Genomic DNA, 20,278 nt, shown 5'->3' on the forward strand with positions numbered 1-20,278 from the left:
GCGTCCACTTTCCCACATCGCTCATCCATACAAAGAGATCATATGACTAGGCAAAACACTCTAACCTTAGCATCCGCCGCATTGGGAATGTTTCTGCTTGCGGCGAGCACATTATCGCTGTCCGCTGATGACACTTCCCATACCCTCGGTGCGGAAAGTGCAACTGGCGCTGGCATTGTCGTCCCGGCAAAAAGCTGGGATGTATCGGCAGCCGCCGAAAACCAGATCGACACTATCCACTTTATTGAAGGTCAATTCGTCAAAGAAGGTGATCTGCTGGTGACCTTCGATCAGGTCTTCAAGGAATGGGATGCCAAAATCGGTGAGTTGGCTCACCAGCAGGCCGTGGCTGAACTGGAGTTGGCCCAGGCTGACTTGTCCAGAAAGAAGCGGCTGGGCACCAATTCTGTTTCTGAAGTTGAGATTGCGCAAGCTGAAGCGCACGTCAAAATCGCCGAAGCGACCGTTGAGACAAAGAGGCTCAATGCAGAAAAGGCCAAGGCAATCTCAGATCTTCAGCTCATCCATGCACCGTTCGACGGCCAGATGAGCGCGCCGCGTTTTCGCGATAATGCAAACGTCGTCGCCGACTCGCCCGAAATCGGAACCCTGTATCAACTTGATCCGATCCACGTTCGCGTGGAGGGCACGTACGAGAAGCATCAGGAACGCATCCTCGCGGGCGAAAGCCACGACAGTGTAATGGGCAGCCTGACTCTGGTGTTGGAACTGCCGGAAGGTGGTGAGTTCCCACACCGGGGACGCCTGATATCAACACCGTTCGAATTCGATCCGGAGACAGGGATTGGCTACAGCATCGCCGAATTCCCCAATCCTGAATTCCTGTTGCGCCCCGGCATGAAGGTCCGGGTGACATCCTATGAAAAAAACTGAGCTATCAGGGAGACACTTAAAAATGAAACAACTTACGACTCCTCTATTTTCGTCTGTAGTAGCGATGGGCCTCGTCTCATCAGCTTCACAGATAGATGCCGCAGAGTATGAAACCCGTTGGCAGCTTGTGGCCGCCGCTTATTCCAGCGTCGACGCAATCCTTGGCGGCGAGGGCGACACTGCTGGAAAATTGGCGCAGTTGGATCAGGAGTTGTCCGCGCTGAAGGCCAAGTGTGACACGCTGAATGTGCATTTTGAGCGCGCTTCGTGCCACGAAGATGTTCGCCGTCTGATCTCGATCTCACAATTCATGGCCGACCCGGATGATCCGAACCGCAACGACAGTTTCCCGTCACACATCCCGGATTTTGTTAGCCCCGAGATGCGCGAAATCATGGTGAATTGGACGCCAGGCTGGCTGGGTGCGACGTGGGAGGGCTATCCGGAGCCGGACGACTATGGCGCGTGGCAATCGCTGCATGACGCTCAGATCGACCCGATGATGGAAGCCGGGAAGAAGCTTCTCACGACAATGAACCTCACAACCGAGGAACGGGAAATCGGTGGCGTCAGGACCGTTACGGTCAGCCCGAGCGAGAACCGCCACCCGGGAAAGGCGCTGATCCATGTCCACGGCGGTGCCTTTTACGGAAACACCCCGGAGACAACCTTCGACCGGACAGCTCCACTTTCCAATCACATGGGCATCGACATTGTTTCCGTCGACTACAAACTGATGCCCGCGCCTGACTGGGACATTCTGGACCAGCGCGATCAGGTGATTGCTGTCTTCGATGCTCTTACCGGCGAAGGTGGTGACTACGCTCCGGAGGACGTCGGGATTTACGGCTGTTCTGCCGGTGGCGGGCTGGTCGCTATGTCCACCAACGAGATGTCGCATCGCGGCGGACCGCTTCCTGGCGCCGCTGTCATGCAGAGCCCGCAGACCGATTTTTCCTTTAACAGCGACTCGACCTGGACGTTGCGCTACCACGATCCTCGGACACTGGTGGACAACCTCATTGATGCAGTCTGGCCAATGCTCGGGATCACCGAGGAAAAGGCACAAGATCCAAGATACTCGACCGTTTACGACAACTTTGAGGGCCGGGACTTCCCACCGACGATGGTACAGGTCGGCACGAAGGAAGTTCAGATGAGTGATGGCATTCGCATGTACGGCGTCCTGCGCAGTGCTGGTCACGAGGCGGTGCTGGACGCACACGATGCCATGCAGCACTGCTTCCACGGACACTGGGGTACGCCGGAAGCGGCTGAAGCCGTGCGCCGCGTCGCAGAGTTTTTTGAGGCGCATCTTGAGAACTAGGCGTCGCTCAGTCGCGACGGCGCACTTGAGCCAAGGTACAGAAATGCCAACTTCATTGCTACGATGAATAAGTTGGTTTCGAAGGGGCGGCGATTTCCTCGTGTCACCGCCCCTTCGATAGAGCTGTTAAGGAATTCATTGCTGCGCACAATGTGCCGGTGATCTTAGGGCGGGCGCTCACTCCAATTTACCTGCCGCGGTTTAGAAATAAACCATTGCGCTCGTTGTGTCGCTCAATTGGACGTCAAAATTCCACCCAGATTTTACTCGCTTTCCAGACGGCTCATTGGTCCCGCTTATCTGACCTCAATTCTTCCAGTATGCTGCGCGATAGTCGAACGGCCAGTCTGGTGAAGCTGCGCCGCAGCGTTAGGGCGTGAGTTGAACGGAAGGTTGGCACCATACCATAAGGCAGCTTTCGGCGTTTGCCAGCCATTTGTGCTCAGCGCAGCATCCAGCAATTTGGGCTCTTCCTCCTCTTTCGCCGCGCCGGTCAGAAATGACCGGTCTCCGATACATGAGCCGTTCGCCGCGCCGGGTCTGAACTGGCAAGGAGCGGGACAAAGCTGACCTACGTACAGTTTTGGTGCATGGCTGCTCTCAGAGACTTCATTGAAAACACTTTTTTGCTAACACAGAAAAAAATGACGCCAGATGCCCATTTCGCCCGGCGCCCAAGCCAAATTATCAGTCGGAAATATTCTCCACATCTCCAAGCATCCAGCCAGTTTCCATCCAGCCCGGCGTCGGGCTGTAAAGACGGAAGAGCAGGAAGTAGCTTTCTGTCGTCGGGATCCAGTTGCTTTCTTTGCCCTCCGGCGCTTCGGGGCCGAAATAGATGTCATAAGAACCATCATCATTGACCTGCATCGTGTCTTCATTTCGCGACGACAAACCGACAGGATCAACATTGCGGATAAAGCTCTTCGTCTCCATTGAGTAAACAATGACTGACCACAGGTTGTCCGCAGGCGTATCCGCAGGAACGTTCAGCTTGTAGGTCTTGTTATGGTCGTACATCTCGCCGTCGCTGTCGCGCAGACCCGTAAGGTAGAAGGTTCCGCCACCCAGTTGTTTGGGCAGGTATGTGATCCAGAAATAGGTACCACCAGCCCGGTCATCGACCAAAACCTCGGTGTCTGTCTCATACGGGAAACCTGCCTGTGGTTGCCCTTCTGCAAAATCCCAGACCAACCACTGGTTCTTGAGCGAGCCATCCTCGTTCTTCCACAACGGGATAGTTGCAAGGCCAGGCTCGACAAAATACCGCTGCATAGAGGCATAGGCCAGAACCAAACCTTCGTTCATCGCCTTCATCTGACGCTCCGTCGGCTCGAACGGCTTGCCCTTTTCGATGCCCAGATCCTTCAGGAAATTGATCATGATCTTGTCCTGCGGACGGATCGGGTTGTTCTGAACATAGTCGTTCAGATCCTGAAAGTAGGTCTCGTTGTAATAGGGCAGTGAGTCATAAGGCACTTCAGATGCCTCGTGATAAGTAGTCGGAGGCGGGTTGTCGGCCTCGGACAGGTAGTAGATTTTGATGGTCTGGGCATATTCCGCCGCATCAAGATCCGTGGCCCCGTTGTAAAGGCGTGGACGAAAGGAGAAGCCGGATTCAAAGGTGTCCGTCTCAAACGGGAAGTAGCCAGCAGCTTCCAGCTCTTCCAAGGACTTCTCGTTATATCCCGGGGGCAGCAGCAAGTATTTGCCGCCCTTACCCTTGTCGAACCCATCTGGCCCAACATCAGCAATAGGCTGATCCCATGCATTTACGATAGACCCGAAATAGTCGACCTTGTCGTTGGCTGCAGGAACCTCGATCACCAGCGGACCGGGCGCGGACGTCATTGAAGCCCATGAATAGGCCGTCACGTCGTTGGCGGTTAAGAAACCATGTCTGGAATCAAATGGTTTGTTCAAATAGACAACATCATTGTAATCGCCGCCGAGGTCGCGCCTGATCCCTTTCAGGAAGTCAATCATACCCGCCGCTGGCATTCCCCAAAGGGCAGTCTGCGTCGCACGCTGAACCATGATCTGATATTCGATATCTTCGACCTGTGCAGATCTCGCAAGAATATCACCTGTATCATCAAATGTCTGTTGAGCGTTGACACTCGGGACCACGGCGCCAGAGCCCAGTAGACCGGCAAGGGCCGCAGAACGTACAAAGGTTTTTATTGGCTTGAACACGGTTGTGTCTCCTCAGATTAGGGGGCGCAGAACCCCAAAAGAATTGGGTATCACCGGCATTCCTTTCCGATAGGGATTGCCAGGTGGATTCTCATATTGTCGAATTAGTTTTCGAACACCTCGAGCAAAATCTTACCACCAGCCCCCGTCGGGGCCTTGATCCCCAGATATGCAGCAATGGTAGGGGCAAGATCGACGGTTTCGACGCGGCGAACCACACGCTGAGCTTCGATGTTTGGGCCAGAAACGATGATGGGCACATAAGAGTCATACGGCCAGGGCGCACCGTGCGAGCCGGCGACAATCAGTCCATCCAGATCGGCAACGAACCAGTGCGGTTCAAAAACGATATAGATATCGCCGGACCGATCAGGGTGGAAATTCGCCTCGACCGCCCGGTTTACAAGTGTATCGCCGACCAGTCCGTTGCGCAGTTCGGTTGCGCCGACAGCAAAGGCAATCCCTCGGATCTTTACCAGCTCTTCGGCAACAGCACGCTCAACTTCCAGCTCATTCAACCCGCGCTCTCTGATCAGTTCCTTGTTCAGGTACAGATAAGGCTGTGAGAAGTTTGCGATCAGTTCCTTGGAAACACCAAATTGTTCCTTCAGCCGGTTAAAGCCCGGTTCTCTATCAATTGCGTTAAAATCGAAATACTCCGCTTCAATCCCGATTTCGGCCAAGGAACCCGGAGTTTCCGACGCGCCGTGATCCGCAGACAAAACGATCAGCACATTATCCAGACCAATCGTCTCATCAACATAGGTCAGGAAAGCGCCCAGTTCCTTGTCGAGATGTTTCAGATTGTCCTCGGATTCAAGGCTGGAGGGGCCAAAGATATGGCCCACGTAATCCGTCGAAGACAGGCTGACTGCCAGATAGTCGGGCACATCATCCTGACCGATGTCTTCCGCTTCGATCAGGGCCTTGGCAAAGTCCAACGTCAGCGCGTCCCCCGCTGGGCTGATTGTCAGCAATGTTGTGTAATAATCTCCGTCAGCCGGTCCAAACGAATGGGGGAAAACACGGCCGAACTCGCCCATGATGGTTTCCCATTCCTGATTGTCCCGGTTCGCAAAGAGATAGTTTTCTTCTGGCAACAGCAGGTTCCAGTCGCGGAACTCATAAGAGCGGACCTTCCCGGAATCGTTCCACTCTTCGACCCAATCAGGATAATCTTCCCGGTAGTAGGTGGAGGTTACAAAGCCATAGTCAGATTTCGAAAACCAATAGGCCTGCCCCGCATGCCCTGCCATCGAAATCGCGCCGCGGTCCTTGACCGACACACCAAAGATCTTGGCCTCTGGCCCGTAATGCAGCGCGATTTCGTCGCTGATGGTCGAGGTAATAATCGAGCGCGGCGACCGGCCATCGGTGGTGGCTGCACGTTGCGTCGGGTCGATCTCGCTGTCCTTGTCAACGCCACTGGCACCAACAAGCGGGTAATCGGCATCCTGCACGTTATAGAATTGCTGCCCGGTCACCCGATCAAACCAAAGATTGGCCACCATACCATGCACCGAGGGGTCCGCCCCGGTTGCGAGTGTCGTGTGGCCGACGATGGTTTCCGTGTTCGCGTGGCGATGATGGGCATCTGCATAGTGAACGCCCTCGTTAATCAGCCGAAAGAAGCCATCTTCGCCCATACCCTTGCTGTAGCGTTGAATCAGATCACCGCGAAGCTGGTCAACCGTAAGCTGAAGTATGAGCTTGGGCGCCTCCTGTGCAAGAGCAGGTGCCGTAATGGTCATCGAAAGAGTTATTAACCAGAACCGCAACATGACTTTTCCTCCTGATGGTTCACGCGCGCTACGTTGCGCAGTTAAAGTTCGCCCACCTTGTAGTTGATAGCGCATTCATGCTGAATGCGAGTGTCATTTCACGACAGGTTTCGCAGGAGCTCGATTTGTCACTGCCGCCCATGATCGCCGCCAAAGCTCTTGGCCCCATGCCAGACTTTGTTCTGGAGCAATTTGGCGCGCGCACTCTTGGAAAGGCCCTTGCTGCCTCTGCCCTTACCCAAGAGTTAATTGATCACAAGAAGGGCTATCTGCCGGAAGTGTCCTTCGCGAACTTTGTTGCCAGGATCTGTCAGGAAGTTGGCGGCAAGAATGTTGGTCTGATGTGGGCACCCAACCTAACCGTTCGGGACTATGGCTTATGGGGCGAATACGTCCTCTCGGCACCGACTTTAGGACAAGCATTACAACGGGCAGGTTCGATAATGCCGCTGCACTCTTCTGCCGACCGAACCACACTTCGGTATAATGGAAACCTTGCTTGCTATGGGTACAGGTTTGGTCTGCGCCAGCATCACGTGTATCCAGAGATTGCTTATTCAGCACTTGGTTCCATGCTCAGCATCTTTCGCCACTATCTTGGGCGTAAGTGGACTCCGAGTGCAATCAAATGCGATTTTCCGAAACCGAGAGTTGCCGATGATGCAGAAATCACATTCGGCTGCCAGGTGAGCTGGAACACAGGACGTCTGGAAATCTGCTTCCCAAAAGTTGACATGGCGACATCTTCAGGGCCGTGTCCGGGGAAACCGATCACAGTTTACGATCTACATCGCGAAATCGCACCAATTGCGCCTAAAAGCTACGCGGACGTTGTCATTGCCGTTTTGAGGCAGCATCTCGATTCCCAAAAAGTGTCGCTGGACCGCACGGCACTGGCGCTCGACATAGGACCTCGCACTCTACAACGCCGGCTGCTTGCCGAGGGGGAGAGCTTTCGGTCGGTGGTGAACCGAGCCAAAGTTGACCGAGCGAAAGAAATACTGGCTACCAAACAGTTCACCGTTCAAGAAGCCGCCTTTGAGCTCGGGTACGAAAACCCTCAGAATTTTTCCCGTGCTTTCAAAAATCAAACCGGCATCACGCCGAGTCAGTATTCGAGGGTCAAGGGAAACTGAGCCAGCTTAGAGAAGAAAAATCTGTTCATTTCTTCTCAGCTATAAAGCGCAAAAGGATGTTCGCGGGTCGTTTCATCAGCTCTATCTAACCACTGCCAGACATGCTGCCCGAAGCCGGCTATTCAGCAATTCCTGCCATTTGTGCAAATTGCAGCATCTGTCGTACTAGGCTCGGTGCCGTCATTGAGCGTCAGTTCGTGCAACGACCGCTTCCAATCTTCGAAGGTCTGCAAAGTTGGCTATCTGATTGAAGACGGTGAGGAACCTCTATCCTACGAACGGCTGCTTCCGGAACGCGTCTCGACTTGGTGCTGCTGCACTCGCCGCAAGGCGGCTTTGAGCCCGAAGCGGTCCTAGGTCCCACCTCTTTTGTCAGGCGCGAAGCGGAAGTTGGCAGCACAATCAGCATATGGCCGCTTATTGGCGCTTAAAACTAGCGCAGACGAAATGCCATTCGGCTGGCGCTTGGCGCACCGGCTACGCCGATGGATGCACCTGGACCACCTCAAATGTGGCTATGGACTGCGGACAGTGCGTGGCGGAGAGCGTGACTTGCGAAGTCATGCACGTTGGACTCCCAGTTTTGACGCAAGGCGGCGTCGTCTTGACCCGCAGGCTGGATCTTCAGGACATCACCCTCCATTACGGTCCCCCACACAACGATATCCTTGATCGTCATCGGGTCGACTGTTGTGGGGTTCCTGTCGAGAACGGTAAAGTTCGCGCGCTTGCCGGGTTCAATACTGCCAAGCTCCTTCTCCAGCCGGAGCGAGTAGGCAGCGTTGATCGTGACGCCGCGTAGTGCGGCCTCGGCCGATACCTTCTGGTTTTCGCCGGCGACACGCCCGGAACTGGTCATCCGGTTCACCGCGCACCACATCAGGAACAGCGGGTCGCCAGGTGCCATGGGCATGTCAGAATGCAGCGACCAGGAAACCCCGGCGCGATCGACATCCGCAAGCCGAACCATCTGGTCTGCCCTTTCCGGCCCGAGGCCGGTTTCACTGTATCGATCCGACAGGGCCGTCACGTAGTAAGGATTTGCGCTGACAATGGCCCCGAGCCTTTTAATTCGCTCGACCTGGTCCGGGGCGCTGACCGCGAAATGAACGATCACGGTCCTATGATCGTAACGCGGATTGCGCCGCAGGTTTTCCTCAAGCGCGTCCAGAACCCGATCAAGCCCGGCATCGCCATTCACATGCACATGCATCTGGTAGCCGGCGTCCCAGTAAATGCGGAAGGCACGCTCGAATGCATCGCGATCCATCATCCATTCGCCATGGTAATCCCCAATCGGAGGATCGCGCAGTTGGATGGCAAGTGAATAGATCGCCCCGTCAGAGAACAGCTTGATGCTTTTCTCCGCCATGCTGGTCATGCCCCCGTACCAGTCGATCAGTGCTTCGGTTTCGCGGAGCACCCGCAGGTCATCGTCATAAGCGGCGACCAGACTCTTCCCGTCAGGGGTGAAACTCCAGCGAAAGGGCATGGAGGGCGACGACATCACCTCGTTCACGGCTTCCTGCACGGGTAGGGCCAGAATACCGCCCGGCTCGTTGCCGAAGGTGACACCCTTGGCGTGCATGTAGTCCCGCATGATTTCCAGCCCGTGGCGAAACCGATCAGGCTCAGCAACCATGGGGGCGATATTCGGAAGAACGGCGAAGAGACCTTGCTCCCAGAAGTGGCCATTCTCGAAGCTCGATTGGGCTTGCTCGGTGGCTGACCAGCCCGCAATGAGTTCCTTGGTCACGCCAGCTTTCTCCATAGCCGCTGTGTTCAGGACAAACTCGTGGCAGGAACGCACCCAGGCGAAAATCGGTCTATCGCGGCTGATGGTGTCGAGGTCGGCGCGAGTCAGAGGCCCGAAGAAGGACGCATGGTAGCCCCAAGTGAGCAAGGGCGCGTCGGGGTCGGTCATGTCTGCCTCGGCGGCTGCAAGCCGCGTCATGAAATCGTCCCTGTCGGAGACTGCTTTCGCGGTTCCGTTTGGTAGTTCCCAATCCTCGATGGACAGGATGAGCGAAGACATGGTCAGGCCAGCGAGGATCGGATGATCGTGCTGGGCAATGAAACCGGGCACAATGACCAGATCCGCGAAGCGGGCGTCGATCTTGTAGGGTTGATCGCCAAGGACAGCCTCGACCTCCTCCAGCGATCCGGTTGCAAGGATCCGGTCATTTACGACGGCGACGGCTCGCGCGAGGGGTCTGGTTGCGTCGAGGGTCACTATCTCGCGGGCCGTGAAGACGGTTGCCGGCGGTCCACCGAGGATCGATCCACCGATATCCGACAAGGAAATCGATTGCGCCCATCCGATTCCGGGAAGCGCCATGGCGGTCGAACCGGACAGGGCCGCCTTCAGGAAATGTCGTCTGATCATTGCGGGCATAACAGCTCTACTCCAAATGACATATGTTCAAAACCTTTCACCCAGTAGAGCATAAAATCGGCCTTGGTTGCCACTAGATCTCGTCGCGATCACCCTCGGCGAGCCTTGTTCGCTCGAGCCGTTCGGTCATAACGGCCGATGCGTAGGAGAGCATTATGGCGAGCAGGGATGCGAAGAATGCCGCCCCGCCGCGATACAGGGCGGCGTCGAGGGTCGGTGCAGTGGCGAGGACCACGCCGGCCGACATGAAAAGGGACGATTTAGCATCCGGCAGGGGCATAAGTCGGAGACCGATCAGGAGGAAAAGAGCGCCCAGGACCGTGAACAGGGATGGCGGCAAGGGCATTAAAGTGACGAGGGCCGCCGTCACCGCGCCGAGCATCGTTGCAAGCCCGGTCCAGAGTGCCTTTTTCCTGTGCGTGCCGGGATCGTCCAGAGCGCGTACGACAAACAGTGTCATGATCCAATGTGCCCCAGGGTGGTCGAACTGCCAGGACAGGATGATCGACGTTGCGAGGCCGATGGCTAGGGCAATCGCGTGGGCTCGTCCGTAACGGGTGCCAGCAGGCGGTTTCGAAGCGATCGCCTCTGCCCCGAGACCGGCAGCGAGCAGGCTTCCGGCCAAGAGAGGGACAATATAGGCAGCGAAGAGTTCGAGTGCGGAGCCATTGCCCGCCGGCGCGATGAGCATGATCCAAGCAAGAAGCCCCAAGGCATGGGCGCGGGTGCCTGTTTTACCAATCTCCCAACCGGAAAAGGCACATAAAAGTGGCGCGATTACGACCGGGATCATCCAGGCTGGAAACTCGCTGCCGGCCAAGCTTGCAAGCAGGACTATCGCACCAGCGAACAGTGCTCGCGCCCGGTTGGCCAGGACCGTTCCAAAGAATCCCATGATCGTGCCGGCGAGTGCCGCCGGGATCATGGGGCGTTCAAAGAGCCAGGCGGTGGCCACGGCTGCAATCGCAAGCGCGGCAAAGACAATCGCGACGAATTTCCAGGGTAAAACGCGCGACGATTGTCCATCAGTTCGGGTCGATCGTTGCAAGTCCATTCTGGTCCCCCCGGGGCGCAGCGACGCTGATTGGTGCGCATTGTCAAATCTTGAGCCTGACGTTCTTGAATTGAGTGTTGCACCTTTGAATGGAACATGGATCTGCAACACGAAAAACCCCAATCGTTCTTGAGGTTGATGATCCGCAAGTAGGGCGGTTAACTGACGTTCGCGACAGCTGTGGTGAAAGTCGGGTTTGGGTCGAAAACACCGATTGGCGACCAAGACTTGAGTGACGGGTTAGTCCGCACTGCGGACACTTGATCTCTCAAAATGCTGCGCCATCCATGAATGTCCGCTTCGGTGAAGCTGCGATGCGGCGTCCGCTCTTAAGGCCAAGGTCGGCTATGGGCCGCTTCGTGACGTGAAAAACTATGGCTAAGGCCGGAGATGCTGCGGAGCGGTGAAGGACCGGTCTGAGCCCGGGGTGGATGAATTTGCGCTTGACCGAAACACGTACCTGAAAAGCTTGCATTTTTGTGCTATGCTAGTTTCCTGACTTGAAGTGCGGAGGAGCGACATCCAATGGCTGCCCCAGCAACACAAGAAGAACTTCAGGCGGGTCGCGGATATGAAGCTTTTTTCGTCCCAGCGCTTTTTGCGCACTGGCCCCGTCACGTTATAGACAGCGCTGCTGTTCAGGAGGGCGCACAGGTTTTGGACATTGCCTGTGGCACGGGTGTCCTTGCGCGGGCGGCATTGGAGCGCACAGGTACATCTGGTCGGGTTGTCGGTCTTGATCCTGCGCCGGGTATGATTGCAGCCGCAAAAGAGGTCGAGCCCAATGCCGAATGGGTTCTCGGCACCGCAGAAGACTTGCCTTTTGATGACGGAGCATTCGACAATGTGATTTCGCAATTTGGTATGATGTTCTTTCAGGACCGCCCAAAAGCTGCACGTGAAATTCATCGGGTTACCAAGCCAGGCGGAAAGGTCACGATCGCAATCTGGCACTCTGTTGACCAGAATCCTGCTTATAGCGATATTTCTTCGGTGTTGGAGCAACACGTGTCCTCAGAAGCGGCAAACACCGTTAGGATACCGTTCTGTTTGGGCGATCCGGCGGAGGTGGCCGATCTGCTTTCGCAGGCAGGGTTTGATGACGTTGCCTTCGAAACTAAGCATGAGCAGGCAGAGTTTCCAAACACACGGACCATGGTGGAAGTAGAGTTGCGCGGGTGGTTGCCACTCTTTGGCATCCATCTCAGCGAGGAAGAGATCGCGGATGTGCTGGCAAAGTCGGATGCGACCCTTTCAAAATACGCAACGCCGTCTGGAATGGCTGTATTCCCGACCTCTGCTTACGTCATGACCGCCCGTAGACCTGAATAGTCTAACATTCGAGGTTTACGCGGAGCGGCCATTTTGTCCCGCGTGGCAGTCCTTCGCTTCTTTGAAATGCTGCGCGACGCACGAATGACCGCAATGTAAGCTGCGACTGCAGCATCTTGAAGGTAGGGTGAAGGTCCGGAATGGGCCGATCTCCTAACAAGTTGTGGAAAGAAATTACGGGATCACCTTAGATCTCAGCGTTATCGCTCAGATTGAACCAAGTTGGCTATGCTAATTCGCTGATCATCGATTTCAGATGGCGCATGTCGGTACCGCAGCATCCTCCAAATACTTGAATCGACGGATTCTGCTGCGCAATCGCGGCAATCTGTTTACCAAGTTCAATTGGATCGCCTTCGTCCAGCTCATCCGCTTCGTCAAGTTCCGCATGCGAGCAACTCGAAGCGTTCGCCACAAGGCCTCTCAGCCGGGGGTGGTTGCCAATCGCTCTGGCGAAATGGGTAGGGTGAGCGCAGTTGACCATAAAAAACATCGCCGCCGAGTCGGTTGCCGCGTCGATTTGGTCTATGCCGTCCACAAGTTTGGTTCCGTCTGCCAGGCACCCGTCTGTCTCAACAACCAGAGACATGATGATCGGCAGATCAGCGTCTCGGGCGGCGAGGATGCAACCCGCTGCCTCGCTTGGACGGTTGAATGTATAAGCGGTGACCAGGTCTACGCTTGTGTCTTTCAGGCTTTGCATTTGAGCAGCGTGGTACTGACGTGCATCTTCGACGGGTACCGGCGGGATGTCGGCGTAAGGATCATAACGCGGACCGATGCAGGCCGACACCAGTACATCATCACGAGCGGAAGCTTGGCGCACGTCTTCCATTAGACTGACCGCATCTTTGTTTACTTCGGCGAGCCGCTCTGCATCGTACCCCAAGGGCGCTGCCCGGTCGGCGTTCGCCATCCATGTGGGCGCATCAAGGATGCATCCGACATTCATTTCACGGGCCAGATCGACAAGAGCCTGCATTTGACCGGCCAGTATCACCCTGGTGCCAGGTTCTTCCAGCAATGGAAACGACGCGAAACCGGGAAGCTCAATTCCATGATTGAAAATCAGGTCGGTGCCAGTGCCGGCGTAAACCAGAAAGGGCTTGTTACCTTCGAGTGGGAGCTGTCGCGCCATTCTGATCCACGCCTATTGCCGTTACCTCTGCACAAGAAACCTACTTTGTCTCGGGCCTCCTGTGAACCTTAGGACTGCGACAGGGTGTATTCCGTCACTCTGATCCCCACGCCAGGCCATACACCCGGTCATGTCTCGGTCGAAATCACCAGTGGCGACCGGTGCGCTCTGATAACAGGTGATGCAATCCATACAACCGCCCAGTGCGGGCATCCCGAGTGGCATTTACGTTTGATTCCGATGCTGAGATGGCCGTGACATTCCTTCGGAAACTGTTGGAAAGCGCGTCGGAAACAGGATGTATTGTGCTCGGAAACCACTTCGCTTCGCCGTCTATTGGTCGGTGAAGGCGGACAACGACGCGTTTCGCTGGGAGGACTAGCCCAGATTGCATTTTGATGTGCACGGGTCTGTTGTCGGATGGAGGCTGACGTGAAAGTTCGTCGCGCCCCGCAGCTTACAGGCAATGATCGGCTAAATTAAATCTCGAACCCATTGGGCTATGTCACATTCCCTTGAATTCTTGTTTCACAAGCTTTCTCTATTCACCGTTTTGTGAAAGCCTGAAGCGGTTATGAGTGACAGAGTGTGCAATTTTCAGAAAACAGTGGTTCTTTCTGAACTCCAATCAGCTCTCTTGGGCGGAATTTGTCATCACTGTGAGGTGACAAGTTCGGAACTGTCCAAGCGTGGAGAGGTGCTGGAAATATGTGGTCAAGAGTACTGTTTCGATTATGAAACCGGTGTGTCCACGGAGACTGAAATTTTGTTGTGCCCCAGCTGTCACGAGGCAAACCATCTGGACGCGCAGCGACAGCATAACCCTTGCCACATATCTGCAAGACGCAGCCGGGAAAACATGGGTTAGTCGATGGGTTCTGGAGGCGAAGCTTTGGAACGGTTTTTGCAAGAACCATCGCTGGTCCAATTTCGGTAGTCTGACAGACCAAGCTCGTCCCACATCCAGCCGAAATCATACTCAGCCACCGGAGAGCCGGTCTGGCGCGCGCTGCGGTTTTCGATTGTCTTCAGCCAGTCTATGACTTTCTTCCTGCCCGCCGTGCTGCGAACGGCCTGGCGCGGGGTCTTGCCATCCAGGGCAGGAATCGGCTGGCCAAGCGTATCGCGGTAATGCTGTTCGAGATATTCGTGGGCCATCTGACGGGCAAGGGCACGGGGGATGTCCTCTTCTTCTGCCACTCCGTTACTCGTGCTGTCATCCGCCATCATCTGTTCGGCGGTCTGGATTGATGTCAGCGGAGATTTCACCAGGTCGCCCAGGAGGTCCCGGACCAGGGCTTCGCCGCGTTCAGCGCGCGCTGTAGAGTTCACAGAAAGTGTGAGTGTCCGACCTTTCAGATCTAGGGACCCAAGCACGGAGGCCCCTGACATTGATTTGTCCAACACGAGGCCGGTGCCGTGCTTGGTGCCGGACGGGGTGTCGAGGTCAAGCCAGGTCCAATCCTTCTGGCCTGAGATCACGAGTTCTGCGGACTGTGTTAGCTTTTCAGATACCTGGCTTTGCGTCACTTTGCTGGCGAGGGGGAAGCGCATGTCGTGAAAGAGCAGGTTGTCGCCATCGCTGTTGCTGATTTGTGGTGGTTCCGGATCCAGTAGGTTCGGCAGATGTGCGAAGAGCCAGGCATTGGTGAAGAGGGGTGCGGAACGGTGTAGCTGATCCTGTGTCAGCCTCAGTTCAACGTCGGGGTTCAATTTCAACACGGAGCGGAGCCCGTCTTCAAAAAACGCGACGGTGTCGGGGTCGAATGGGAGCAGCGCCCCCGAGATCACGTTATAATCCCCCTGTGCGACAACCCGAGCTGCGATGCGATCCCATCGCTGCAGCATCTGCGTCGCGCTGTGTTCCCGGACGGTAACCGGCTCTGCGTCCGAAAGCATGTTGCGCAAGACCATGGATCTGCCGGGGTCTACCTCGCTCACCTCATAAAGGCTGACCGACGCGTCCCGCAATCCTTTGATATAGGCGCGGGTCTGCGCACTCTCCTTGGAACCGCTCCCTTTCAGATAAGCATCCGCAGCGTTTTCGGCGTCCGCTCCGAATGTCCTGCCCAGCAAATCTTCCAGGCCACCACCCCACAGGACCATCGGCCAATCCTCGCCCAGCAAGTCGCCCAGATCCTCGAACTCAAGATCGAAGGCCTCGAGCGCTGGCAGAAAATGCTCGTCCAACACATCAGCGAGCCGCTCATGCCAAATCTCGTCACGGGTGATAAACCCGATGAGCCCACCAAGATCGTTCCCCGTTGTCATCTTCAGCTTCTCCCTGTTTGCCGGACAGGGGCGATTTAGCGCAGATTGCAACCGCCAGCCAGCCCACACGCGTATGCAGACCTGCGTTACATGGAGGGACTTGTCATGGCGAATGCTATGTCTTTGGCTCCCGCCCAAAAAGCTCTGTGAAAAGCTTTTCGGAGCGGCGCAGGCCTTCATCGGTCAGTACCACCGATTTTGCCTTTCCAACCGGGTCCAGGATCAATCCGTTACGGTGCAGGCGATCAAGCGCTCCCCAGTCAAAGCCTTAGGGCCGTCCTGAACCCAGCGAATTCGGGGATGTTGCGAGCCGCTTCGACGACGGGTGTGAGCCCAACTAGTGGATTCGTCAGGGCGTTTCCGCCGGTATTCTATGATTGCTAAAAGATGGTGGTGCTGATCGCTGTCGTATTAGATTTTCCGCAAATATGCCCAAGAGACGTATCCCTTAAGCTTGCGCGCGCGCTCCAAAGAGACGCGGCACCAACGGGTGCCACCGGTCTGCTCACAGCCGTGAACTCGTAGTGCGGTTCCATTTGGAAGACCAACGATCACATTGAACCCTGTTCCAGGCCCACTGCGCATTTTTAGCATGTCACCGTCTTCGACGCCAAAAACCTAATATGTTCCGAGTGACGCGGCCGCCGCCGGTTTAACGTCCACGACGACCCCCAGGAACAAAGCCATTAGGGGTAAAAAGATTGCATTGCGCATCGCGATGTCCTGCTTATTGCCTCAACGACAATCGTAGCAACTCGGGTCACCAAGAGGAACAACTCCAAGACAGAAATGTACGTGATACCAAAGCTTCAAACGCTACATTTCTTCTAGATGTTCGGGGATCCTGGCCCAGTTGGGCGCATCCTTCACAAAAACCTTGTTCGTTGGGCTGAAGTTGTTTGGCTCATCCAATGTCCCAGCCGCAATGCTGGTCAATCCGAACGATGTCACCCCCCACAAGCCTGATCCGCAGGTGCCACAAAAATGCTTGATGACAGGTCGCCCTTCCTTTGAGGTCTTCTCAAAGGTCCTTGGTTTGCCCTTCAGTAGCTGCAGATTTTCTGACTTTACCATGTACCCGGCGTAGCCATCTGTGCCAGTCATTGTTAGGCAATCACTGCAGAAACACATGAGTTGCGTTACCGCGCTGCCAGTGACCTGATATCGGACTTCACCGCAAAAGCACCCGCCTTCCAAGATCTCAGCCACGTTCCTTTCATCCTTCTATTTCGTTTGCAAGATATGAGAAAACCGTACCTACTCTGGCCAGTGGTCACAACGGATCCAGCAGCGGAATGTGGAATGGTGCCAGTATGAGCCCCTGTACCTGGATGGGTGCGAGGCAAGCATCAGACAGATTGAGTTGTCGAATGTTTTCATCACGGTTCCGAATCCTTACCAATTGACTGATCCAGCAAAGTCATTGGACAGACGTGCTGAATTGACCGACAATCGGATCATGGAACTGACAGACACCACACCTGTTCACCTGATCCATGTTGACCCGGACGTTAACATGGCGCGGTTCTATGGAATAGAGTTGCAGCCGACGCTGTTTGGGGAAGTGTCCGTCTTTCGTACTTGGGGACGTATTGGCACAAACGGGCAAGCCATGAGGGTGACGTATGATGACGAAGCCCAGGCTAGTGAAGCGCTCCATAATCTCGAAAAGCAAAAGCTCCGTCGAGGGTATGTTCCGGTCGGTGAGTGACTTCGGGTTACATTCTTTTTCCCTGGCAAATCCCGAGCCTTTTGGCTCGTGACCGGGCTCTAGGTTTCAGCCGACGTATCGGCTTCCACCCAGAACACCCCAGCATGTTCTCCCTGTCCCACTAGCCCCTGATCCGTCTCATGCGAGCCGGGGCAGGGGCTTTGGGTCATGGTTGGCCATGCCGCGGTGATCTGCCCTTTCGGGTGACGATCCCTTTTGCGCTCCCGCAGGATCGAAGATCCTTTGCATCTTTGTTGGTCAGGCGGGATTTGGACAGGCCAAACGCCGCCCGACGTCAGGGGGAAGGCGCGGCCTCCCCCCTCGGACAAGACAAATAGACAAGACCGTGTCCTCGCGCGCCTGCGCTGCGGGCCGCACCACTCTTGTCGATTTATCCTGTCTCGCCCCTCTCCGCGTTCGCCACGTGGCAGGTTTTAGAGACGACGCCCTTTCAGGGCTCGGCTCAAAACCAGCACCAAAGGGGATCAACCCCGAAGGTCGCACGACAATAGGAGAGACGGTTTTGAACCTTGAGACGACAAAAGACATCGAGACTGACACCAACCTTCAGTCGGCTGAGATTGCGGTCCAGAATGACCTGTTTCGGAAAGCCCTGATTGATCCGAACGCAGCGATCGAGATGCACTCCAAAGGCATTCAGGGGCAGGTGTTAGTCACGCCCGGTGTGTCGGGCGAAGGGATTGAATTCCAGACTGCAGCTTTGGCGGCGGTGGCGTCGGATGACCAGTTCGATGAGGGCAATGACCCTTATGGCGATCACACCTTCGGAACGGTGACAGTCCGTGACCAGAAGCTGTTCTGGAAGATCGATCTCTATGACGCGGATTTCACCTACGGGTCTGATCGCCCGTTTGATCCCGCAGTTACCCGACGTGTTCTGACCATCATGTGCCCCAGCGAATACTGATTTCCATCGCAGCTCGGAAAGGGGGTGATGAAAATAAGTCAGGAAACCTTGCAGCAACGACGGTGTGAAGCCTTTGAGCTGGTCAAGAAGGGAGGACTCTCCGCCAAGATCGGCCTCGCCTTCTTGAAACAACACGCAGCCATCTAAATGGCTCCGCTCTACCCCTAGAGGGGTAGGGCACCCTTACCACGATCTTAAACTCTGAAACAAGGATTTGCCCCATGAGCAAATTTGAAACATTCACCGCACCGGAAACCATCGAAACCGTTACCCTCTCCGATCTCTACCTGTCCGACCTGAACCCACGACAGGAGGTTGCCGAGGAGGGTATCACCCTGCTGGCCGACAGTCTGGTCATGTGCGGCCTGATCCAGAACCTCAGCGGTCTGCGAGATGCAGATGGCAAAGTCGCTATCGTTGCCGGTGGTCGCCGCCTACGGGCTCTGAACATCGCCGTGACCGAGCGCGCCGATCTGGCACAGGTTCCCGTTAAGGTCACGGACAACCCGTTTGTTGCAGAGCAATGGGCCAATGCGGAAAACACCGCCCGTGAAGAACTGGACCCGGTGGACGAGGTCCGTGCCTATGGCAAGATGGCCGAGAAATCCCTGTCTGTCGCCAAGATCAGCAATGCGTTTGGCGTGACCGAAGCCCATGTGCGCCGTCGCCTCGCACTGGCCGGTCTGCCCGCCGCCGTATTGGACGCGCTCAAAGCGGGTGAGATCAGCATGGGACTGGCCAAAGCCATGACCATCAGCACCGAGGAAGAGAAAATTCTGGAGGTTATGGAACAGGCTAAAGAGTGCCGTTGGTTTAGTGAGCATGATGTGAAACAGGCCCTGACGTCCGAAGCGGTCAGCAGCACCAATCGCAAGGCCGTTTTTGTGGGGCAGGAGGCATATGTTGACGCGGGCGGCACCGTCACCGCTGATCTCTTTGCCGATGAAACCCTGTTCAATGACGGCGAGACACTGGATCGTCTGTTTGCCGAGAAACTGGCAGCAGAGGCCGCAAAGCTGCGCGACGCGGAAGGCTGGGACTGGGTGGACACCCATGAGGAAAGCTACATTCCCTATGGGTTCTCGGGAACCGAAGGCATGCACCGTCTGGATATGGAGAGCCGGGACTTCTCAGAAGAGCAGGCCGAACGCTATGACGAACTTGCCGAACTCTATGAGGCTGAGGCTCTGGATGAGGATGGCGAAAAGGAGTTGGCGGCGCTCGAAGACTATGCCGCGCCGTTCTATTCCGACGATCAACGCAAGCTGTCCGGCGTGTTTGTCTATGTCACCAACAATGGCGACATCAAAACATCATCGGCCTATGTCGCGTCTGAACATGAGCAGGCCGCCATTGAGGCCGGTGTTCTGGAAGCAGTCAAAGAGACAGAGGTCAAAGAAACACCGAAACCGGCTTATTCGCAGAAGTTCATCGACGACATGGTAGCGATCCGGCTGGCAGCAGTGCAGACGGCCCTGCTGGACAAGCCTGACTATGTGTTGAGCCTGTTTGCCTTCTATGCCACCCCGGCCTCCGGTCTGACCAGCAACTTGTTTGGATTTGGCTATGGGGGTGCCGAGCGGAACACGCCCGAAATTGACGACCAGTTCACGCTCGATCCGCGCCTTGGCGGGGAGCGGAATGAGGCGGCAGAGGCAGCCTATGACCAGTTCCACGAGATGGCCGCAAAAGGCAGCGTGGAGGCGTTCAAAGCGTTTCGCGATCTGGGCAAGAAGACCCGCAATGGTGAGATCACGGGTTTTCTGGCCCGGCGGTTTCTGACCCAACGCCCGGAGTTCATGGCTGAAATCGAGGCTGAGACCGGTGCCAACATGCGTGCAATCTGGACGCCTTCAGCGGAGAATTGCTTCAAGCGCTTGAAAGGCTGGCAGCTAGATGATCTCTACAAAGACCTGCTGGATTTGCAAGGTGACACCGACATGTTCAAAGCCTTCGTGAAATCCAAAAAAGGCGCGAAGAACGAAGCGATGCACAAGCTTTTCAATGACCCGGAGCATCAGGCTGCACTGGGCGTGACCGAGGCGCAGAAGGCCCGGATCGATGCGTGGGTACCTGAGTGCTTCTGAAACTGGCAGGGCAGGGCGCAATGCGCCC

General features: G+C 55.8%; 15 protein-coding genes and 2 pseudogenes. 8 read left to right on the top strand and 9 right to left on the bottom strand.

Annotated elements, in window-relative coordinates; all coding sequences use genetic code 11:
• Positions 1-42 precede the first annotated feature (42 nt).
• Both ACR0L1_RS20285 and ACR0L1_RS20290 read left to right on the top strand, forming a co-directional pair.
• Positions 43-894, top strand: coding sequence for an efflux RND transporter periplasmic adaptor subunit (locus ACR0L1_RS20285; RefSeq protein ID WP_480860571.1), 852 nt, complete (start codon positions 43-45; stop codon positions 892-894).
• Between the two features lie 22 nt (positions 895-916).
• Complete coding sequence (locus ACR0L1_RS20290) at positions 917-2,221, top strand: alpha/beta hydrolase (RefSeq protein ID WP_480860573.1); 1,305 nt, start codon at positions 917-919, stop codon at positions 2,219-2,221.
• A gap of 687 nt (positions 2,222-2,908) precedes the next feature.
• On the opposite strand, the gene ACR0L1_RS20295 is transcribed toward ACR0L1_RS20290, so the two are convergent.
• Positions 2,909-4,417, bottom strand: coding sequence for a DUF1214 domain-containing protein (locus ACR0L1_RS20295; protein ID WP_216602361.1), 1,509 nt, complete (start codon positions 4,415-4,417; stop codon positions 2,909-2,911).
• Positions 4,418-4,521: 104 nt separating this feature from the next.
• Entirely contained in the window at positions 4,522-6,198 is a 1,677-nt protein-coding gene (locus tag ACR0L1_RS20300; protein ID WP_170361224.1) for an alkaline phosphatase family protein, read from the bottom strand.
• 125 nt (positions 6,199-6,323) lie between these two features.
• Between ACR0L1_RS20300 and ACR0L1_RS20305 the strand changes: the two genes are divergently transcribed.
• The gene (locus ACR0L1_RS20305) at positions 6,324-7,334 is read left to right on the top strand and encodes an AraC family transcriptional regulator (protein WP_480860574.1); all 1,011 of its coding nucleotides are present in this window, start codon (positions 6,324-6,326) and stop codon (positions 7,332-7,334) included.
• Positions 7,335-7,839: 505 nt separating this feature from the next.
• Here ACR0L1_RS20305 and ACR0L1_RS20310 read toward each other — a convergent pair.
• The gene (locus ACR0L1_RS20310) at positions 7,840-9,729 is read right to left on the bottom strand and encodes an amidohydrolase (RefSeq protein WP_480860576.1); all 1,890 of its coding nucleotides are present in this window, start codon (positions 9,727-9,729) and stop codon (positions 7,840-7,842) included.
• Between the two features lie 73 nt (positions 9,730-9,802).
• A complete protein-coding gene (locus ACR0L1_RS20315) occupies positions 9,803-10,783 on the bottom strand; it encodes an FUSC family protein (RefSeq protein WP_480860578.1) in 981 nt (326 codons plus the stop codon).
• A gap of 525 nt (positions 10,784-11,308) precedes the next feature.
• On the opposite strand from ACR0L1_RS20315, the gene ACR0L1_RS20320 reads away from it, so the two are divergent.
• Complete coding sequence (locus tag ACR0L1_RS20320) at positions 11,309-12,115, top strand: methyltransferase domain-containing protein (protein ID WP_480860580.1); 807 nt, start codon at positions 11,309-11,311, stop codon at positions 12,113-12,115.
• A gap of 226 nt (positions 12,116-12,341) precedes the next feature.
• Here ACR0L1_RS20320 and ACR0L1_RS20325 read toward each other — a convergent pair whose 3' ends face one another.
• Positions 12,342-13,253: a homocysteine S-methyltransferase family protein gene (locus ACR0L1_RS20325; protein ID WP_480860582.1), complete on the bottom strand. Its 912-nt coding sequence runs from the start codon at positions 13,251-13,253 to the stop codon at positions 12,342-12,344.
• A gap of 84 nt (positions 13,254-13,337) precedes the next feature.
• Between ACR0L1_RS20325 and ACR0L1_RS20330 the strand changes: the two genes are divergently transcribed.
• On the top strand, positions 13,338-13,511 hold the full coding sequence (locus tag ACR0L1_RS20330) for a hypothetical protein (protein WP_480860584.1): 174 nt from the start codon (positions 13,338-13,340) through the stop codon (positions 13,509-13,511).
• 606 nt (positions 13,512-14,117) lie between these two features.
• Here the strand turns inward: ACR0L1_RS20330 and ACR0L1_RS20335 are convergent.
• The 4 genes and pseudogenes from ACR0L1_RS20335 to ACR0L1_RS20350 form a co-directional block, all read right to left on the bottom strand.
• Entirely contained in the window at positions 14,118-15,524 is a 1,407-nt protein-coding gene (locus ACR0L1_RS20335; protein WP_480860585.1) for a DUF7986 domain-containing protein, read from the bottom strand.
• Between the two features lie 115 nt (positions 15,525-15,639).
• A pseudogene (locus tag ACR0L1_RS20340) lies at positions 15,640-15,780 on the bottom strand (DUF6429 family protein); the annotation flags it as partial.
• A gap of 155 nt (positions 15,781-15,935) precedes the next feature.
• Positions 15,936-16,211 (bottom strand): annotated as a pseudogene (locus tag ACR0L1_RS20345) (SH3 domain-containing protein).
• A gap of 129 nt (positions 16,212-16,340) precedes the next feature.
• The gene (locus ACR0L1_RS20350; protein WP_480860587.1) at positions 16,341-16,733 is read right to left on the bottom strand and encodes a GFA family protein; all 393 of its coding nucleotides are present in this window, start codon (positions 16,731-16,733) and stop codon (positions 16,341-16,343) included.
• Positions 16,734-16,983: 250 nt separating this feature from the next.
• Here ACR0L1_RS20350 and ACR0L1_RS20355 point away from each other — a divergent pair, with 250 nt between their 5' ends.
• The 3 genes from ACR0L1_RS20355 to ACR0L1_RS20365 all read left to right on the top strand — a co-directional run bounded on the left by ACR0L1_RS20355 (position 16,984) and on the right by ACR0L1_RS20365 (position 20,250).
• On the top strand, positions 16,984-17,235 hold the full coding sequence (locus ACR0L1_RS20355) for a WGR domain-containing protein (RefSeq protein WP_480860589.1): 252 nt from the start codon (positions 16,984-16,986) through the stop codon (positions 17,233-17,235).
• Positions 17,236-17,758: 523 nt separating this feature from the next.
• Positions 17,759-18,163: a DUF3768 domain-containing protein gene (locus tag ACR0L1_RS20360; protein WP_480860590.1), complete on the top strand. Its 405-nt coding sequence runs from the start codon at positions 17,759-17,761 to the stop codon at positions 18,161-18,163.
• Positions 18,164-18,384: 221 nt separating this feature from the next.
• Entirely contained in the window at positions 18,385-20,250 is a 1,866-nt protein-coding gene (locus tag ACR0L1_RS20365; RefSeq protein ID WP_480860592.1) for a ParB/RepB/Spo0J family partition protein, read from the top strand.
• Positions 20,251-20,278 lie beyond the last annotated feature (28 nt).

Source organism: Ruegeria sp. J8, from assembly GCF_056531925.1.

Bases quoted from the DNA above. Each gene is read 5' to 3' on its own strand.
- ACR0L1_RS20285 (WP_480860571.1), top strand. From the start codon at position 43: ATGACTAGGCAAAACACTCTAACCTTAGCATCCGCCGCATTGGGAATG.
- ACR0L1_RS20290 (WP_480860573.1), top strand. From the start codon at position 917: ATGAAACAACTTACGACTCCTCTATTTTCGTCTGTAGTAGCGATGGGC.
- ACR0L1_RS20300 (WP_170361224.1), bottom strand. From the start codon at position 6,198: ATGTTGCGGTTCTGGTTAATAACTCTTTCGATGACCATTACGGCACCT.
- ACR0L1_RS20310 (WP_480860576.1), bottom strand. From the start codon at position 9,729: ATGCCCGCAATGATCAGACGACATTTCCTGAAGGCGGCCCTGTCCGGT.
- ACR0L1_RS20315 (WP_480860578.1), bottom strand. From the start codon at position 10,783: ATGGACTTGCAACGATCGACCCGAACTGATGGACAATCGTCGCGCGTT.
- ACR0L1_RS20320 (WP_480860580.1), top strand. From the start codon at position 11,309: ATGGCTGCCCCAGCAACACAAGAAGAACTTCAGGCGGGTCGCGGATAT.
- ACR0L1_RS20325 (WP_480860582.1), bottom strand. From the start codon at position 13,253: ATGGCGCGACAGCTCCCACTCGAAGGTAACAAGCCCTTTCTGGTTTAC.
- ACR0L1_RS20335 (WP_480860585.1), bottom strand. From the start codon at position 15,524: ATGACAACGGGGAACGATCTTGGTGGGCTCATCGGGTTTATCACCCGT.
- ACR0L1_RS20355 (WP_480860589.1), top strand. From the start codon at position 16,984: ATGGAACTGACAGACACCACACCTGTTCACCTGATCCATGTTGACCCG.
- ACR0L1_RS20365 (WP_480860592.1), top strand. From the start codon at position 18,385: ATGAGCAAATTTGAAACATTCACCGCACCGGAAACCATCGAAACCGTT.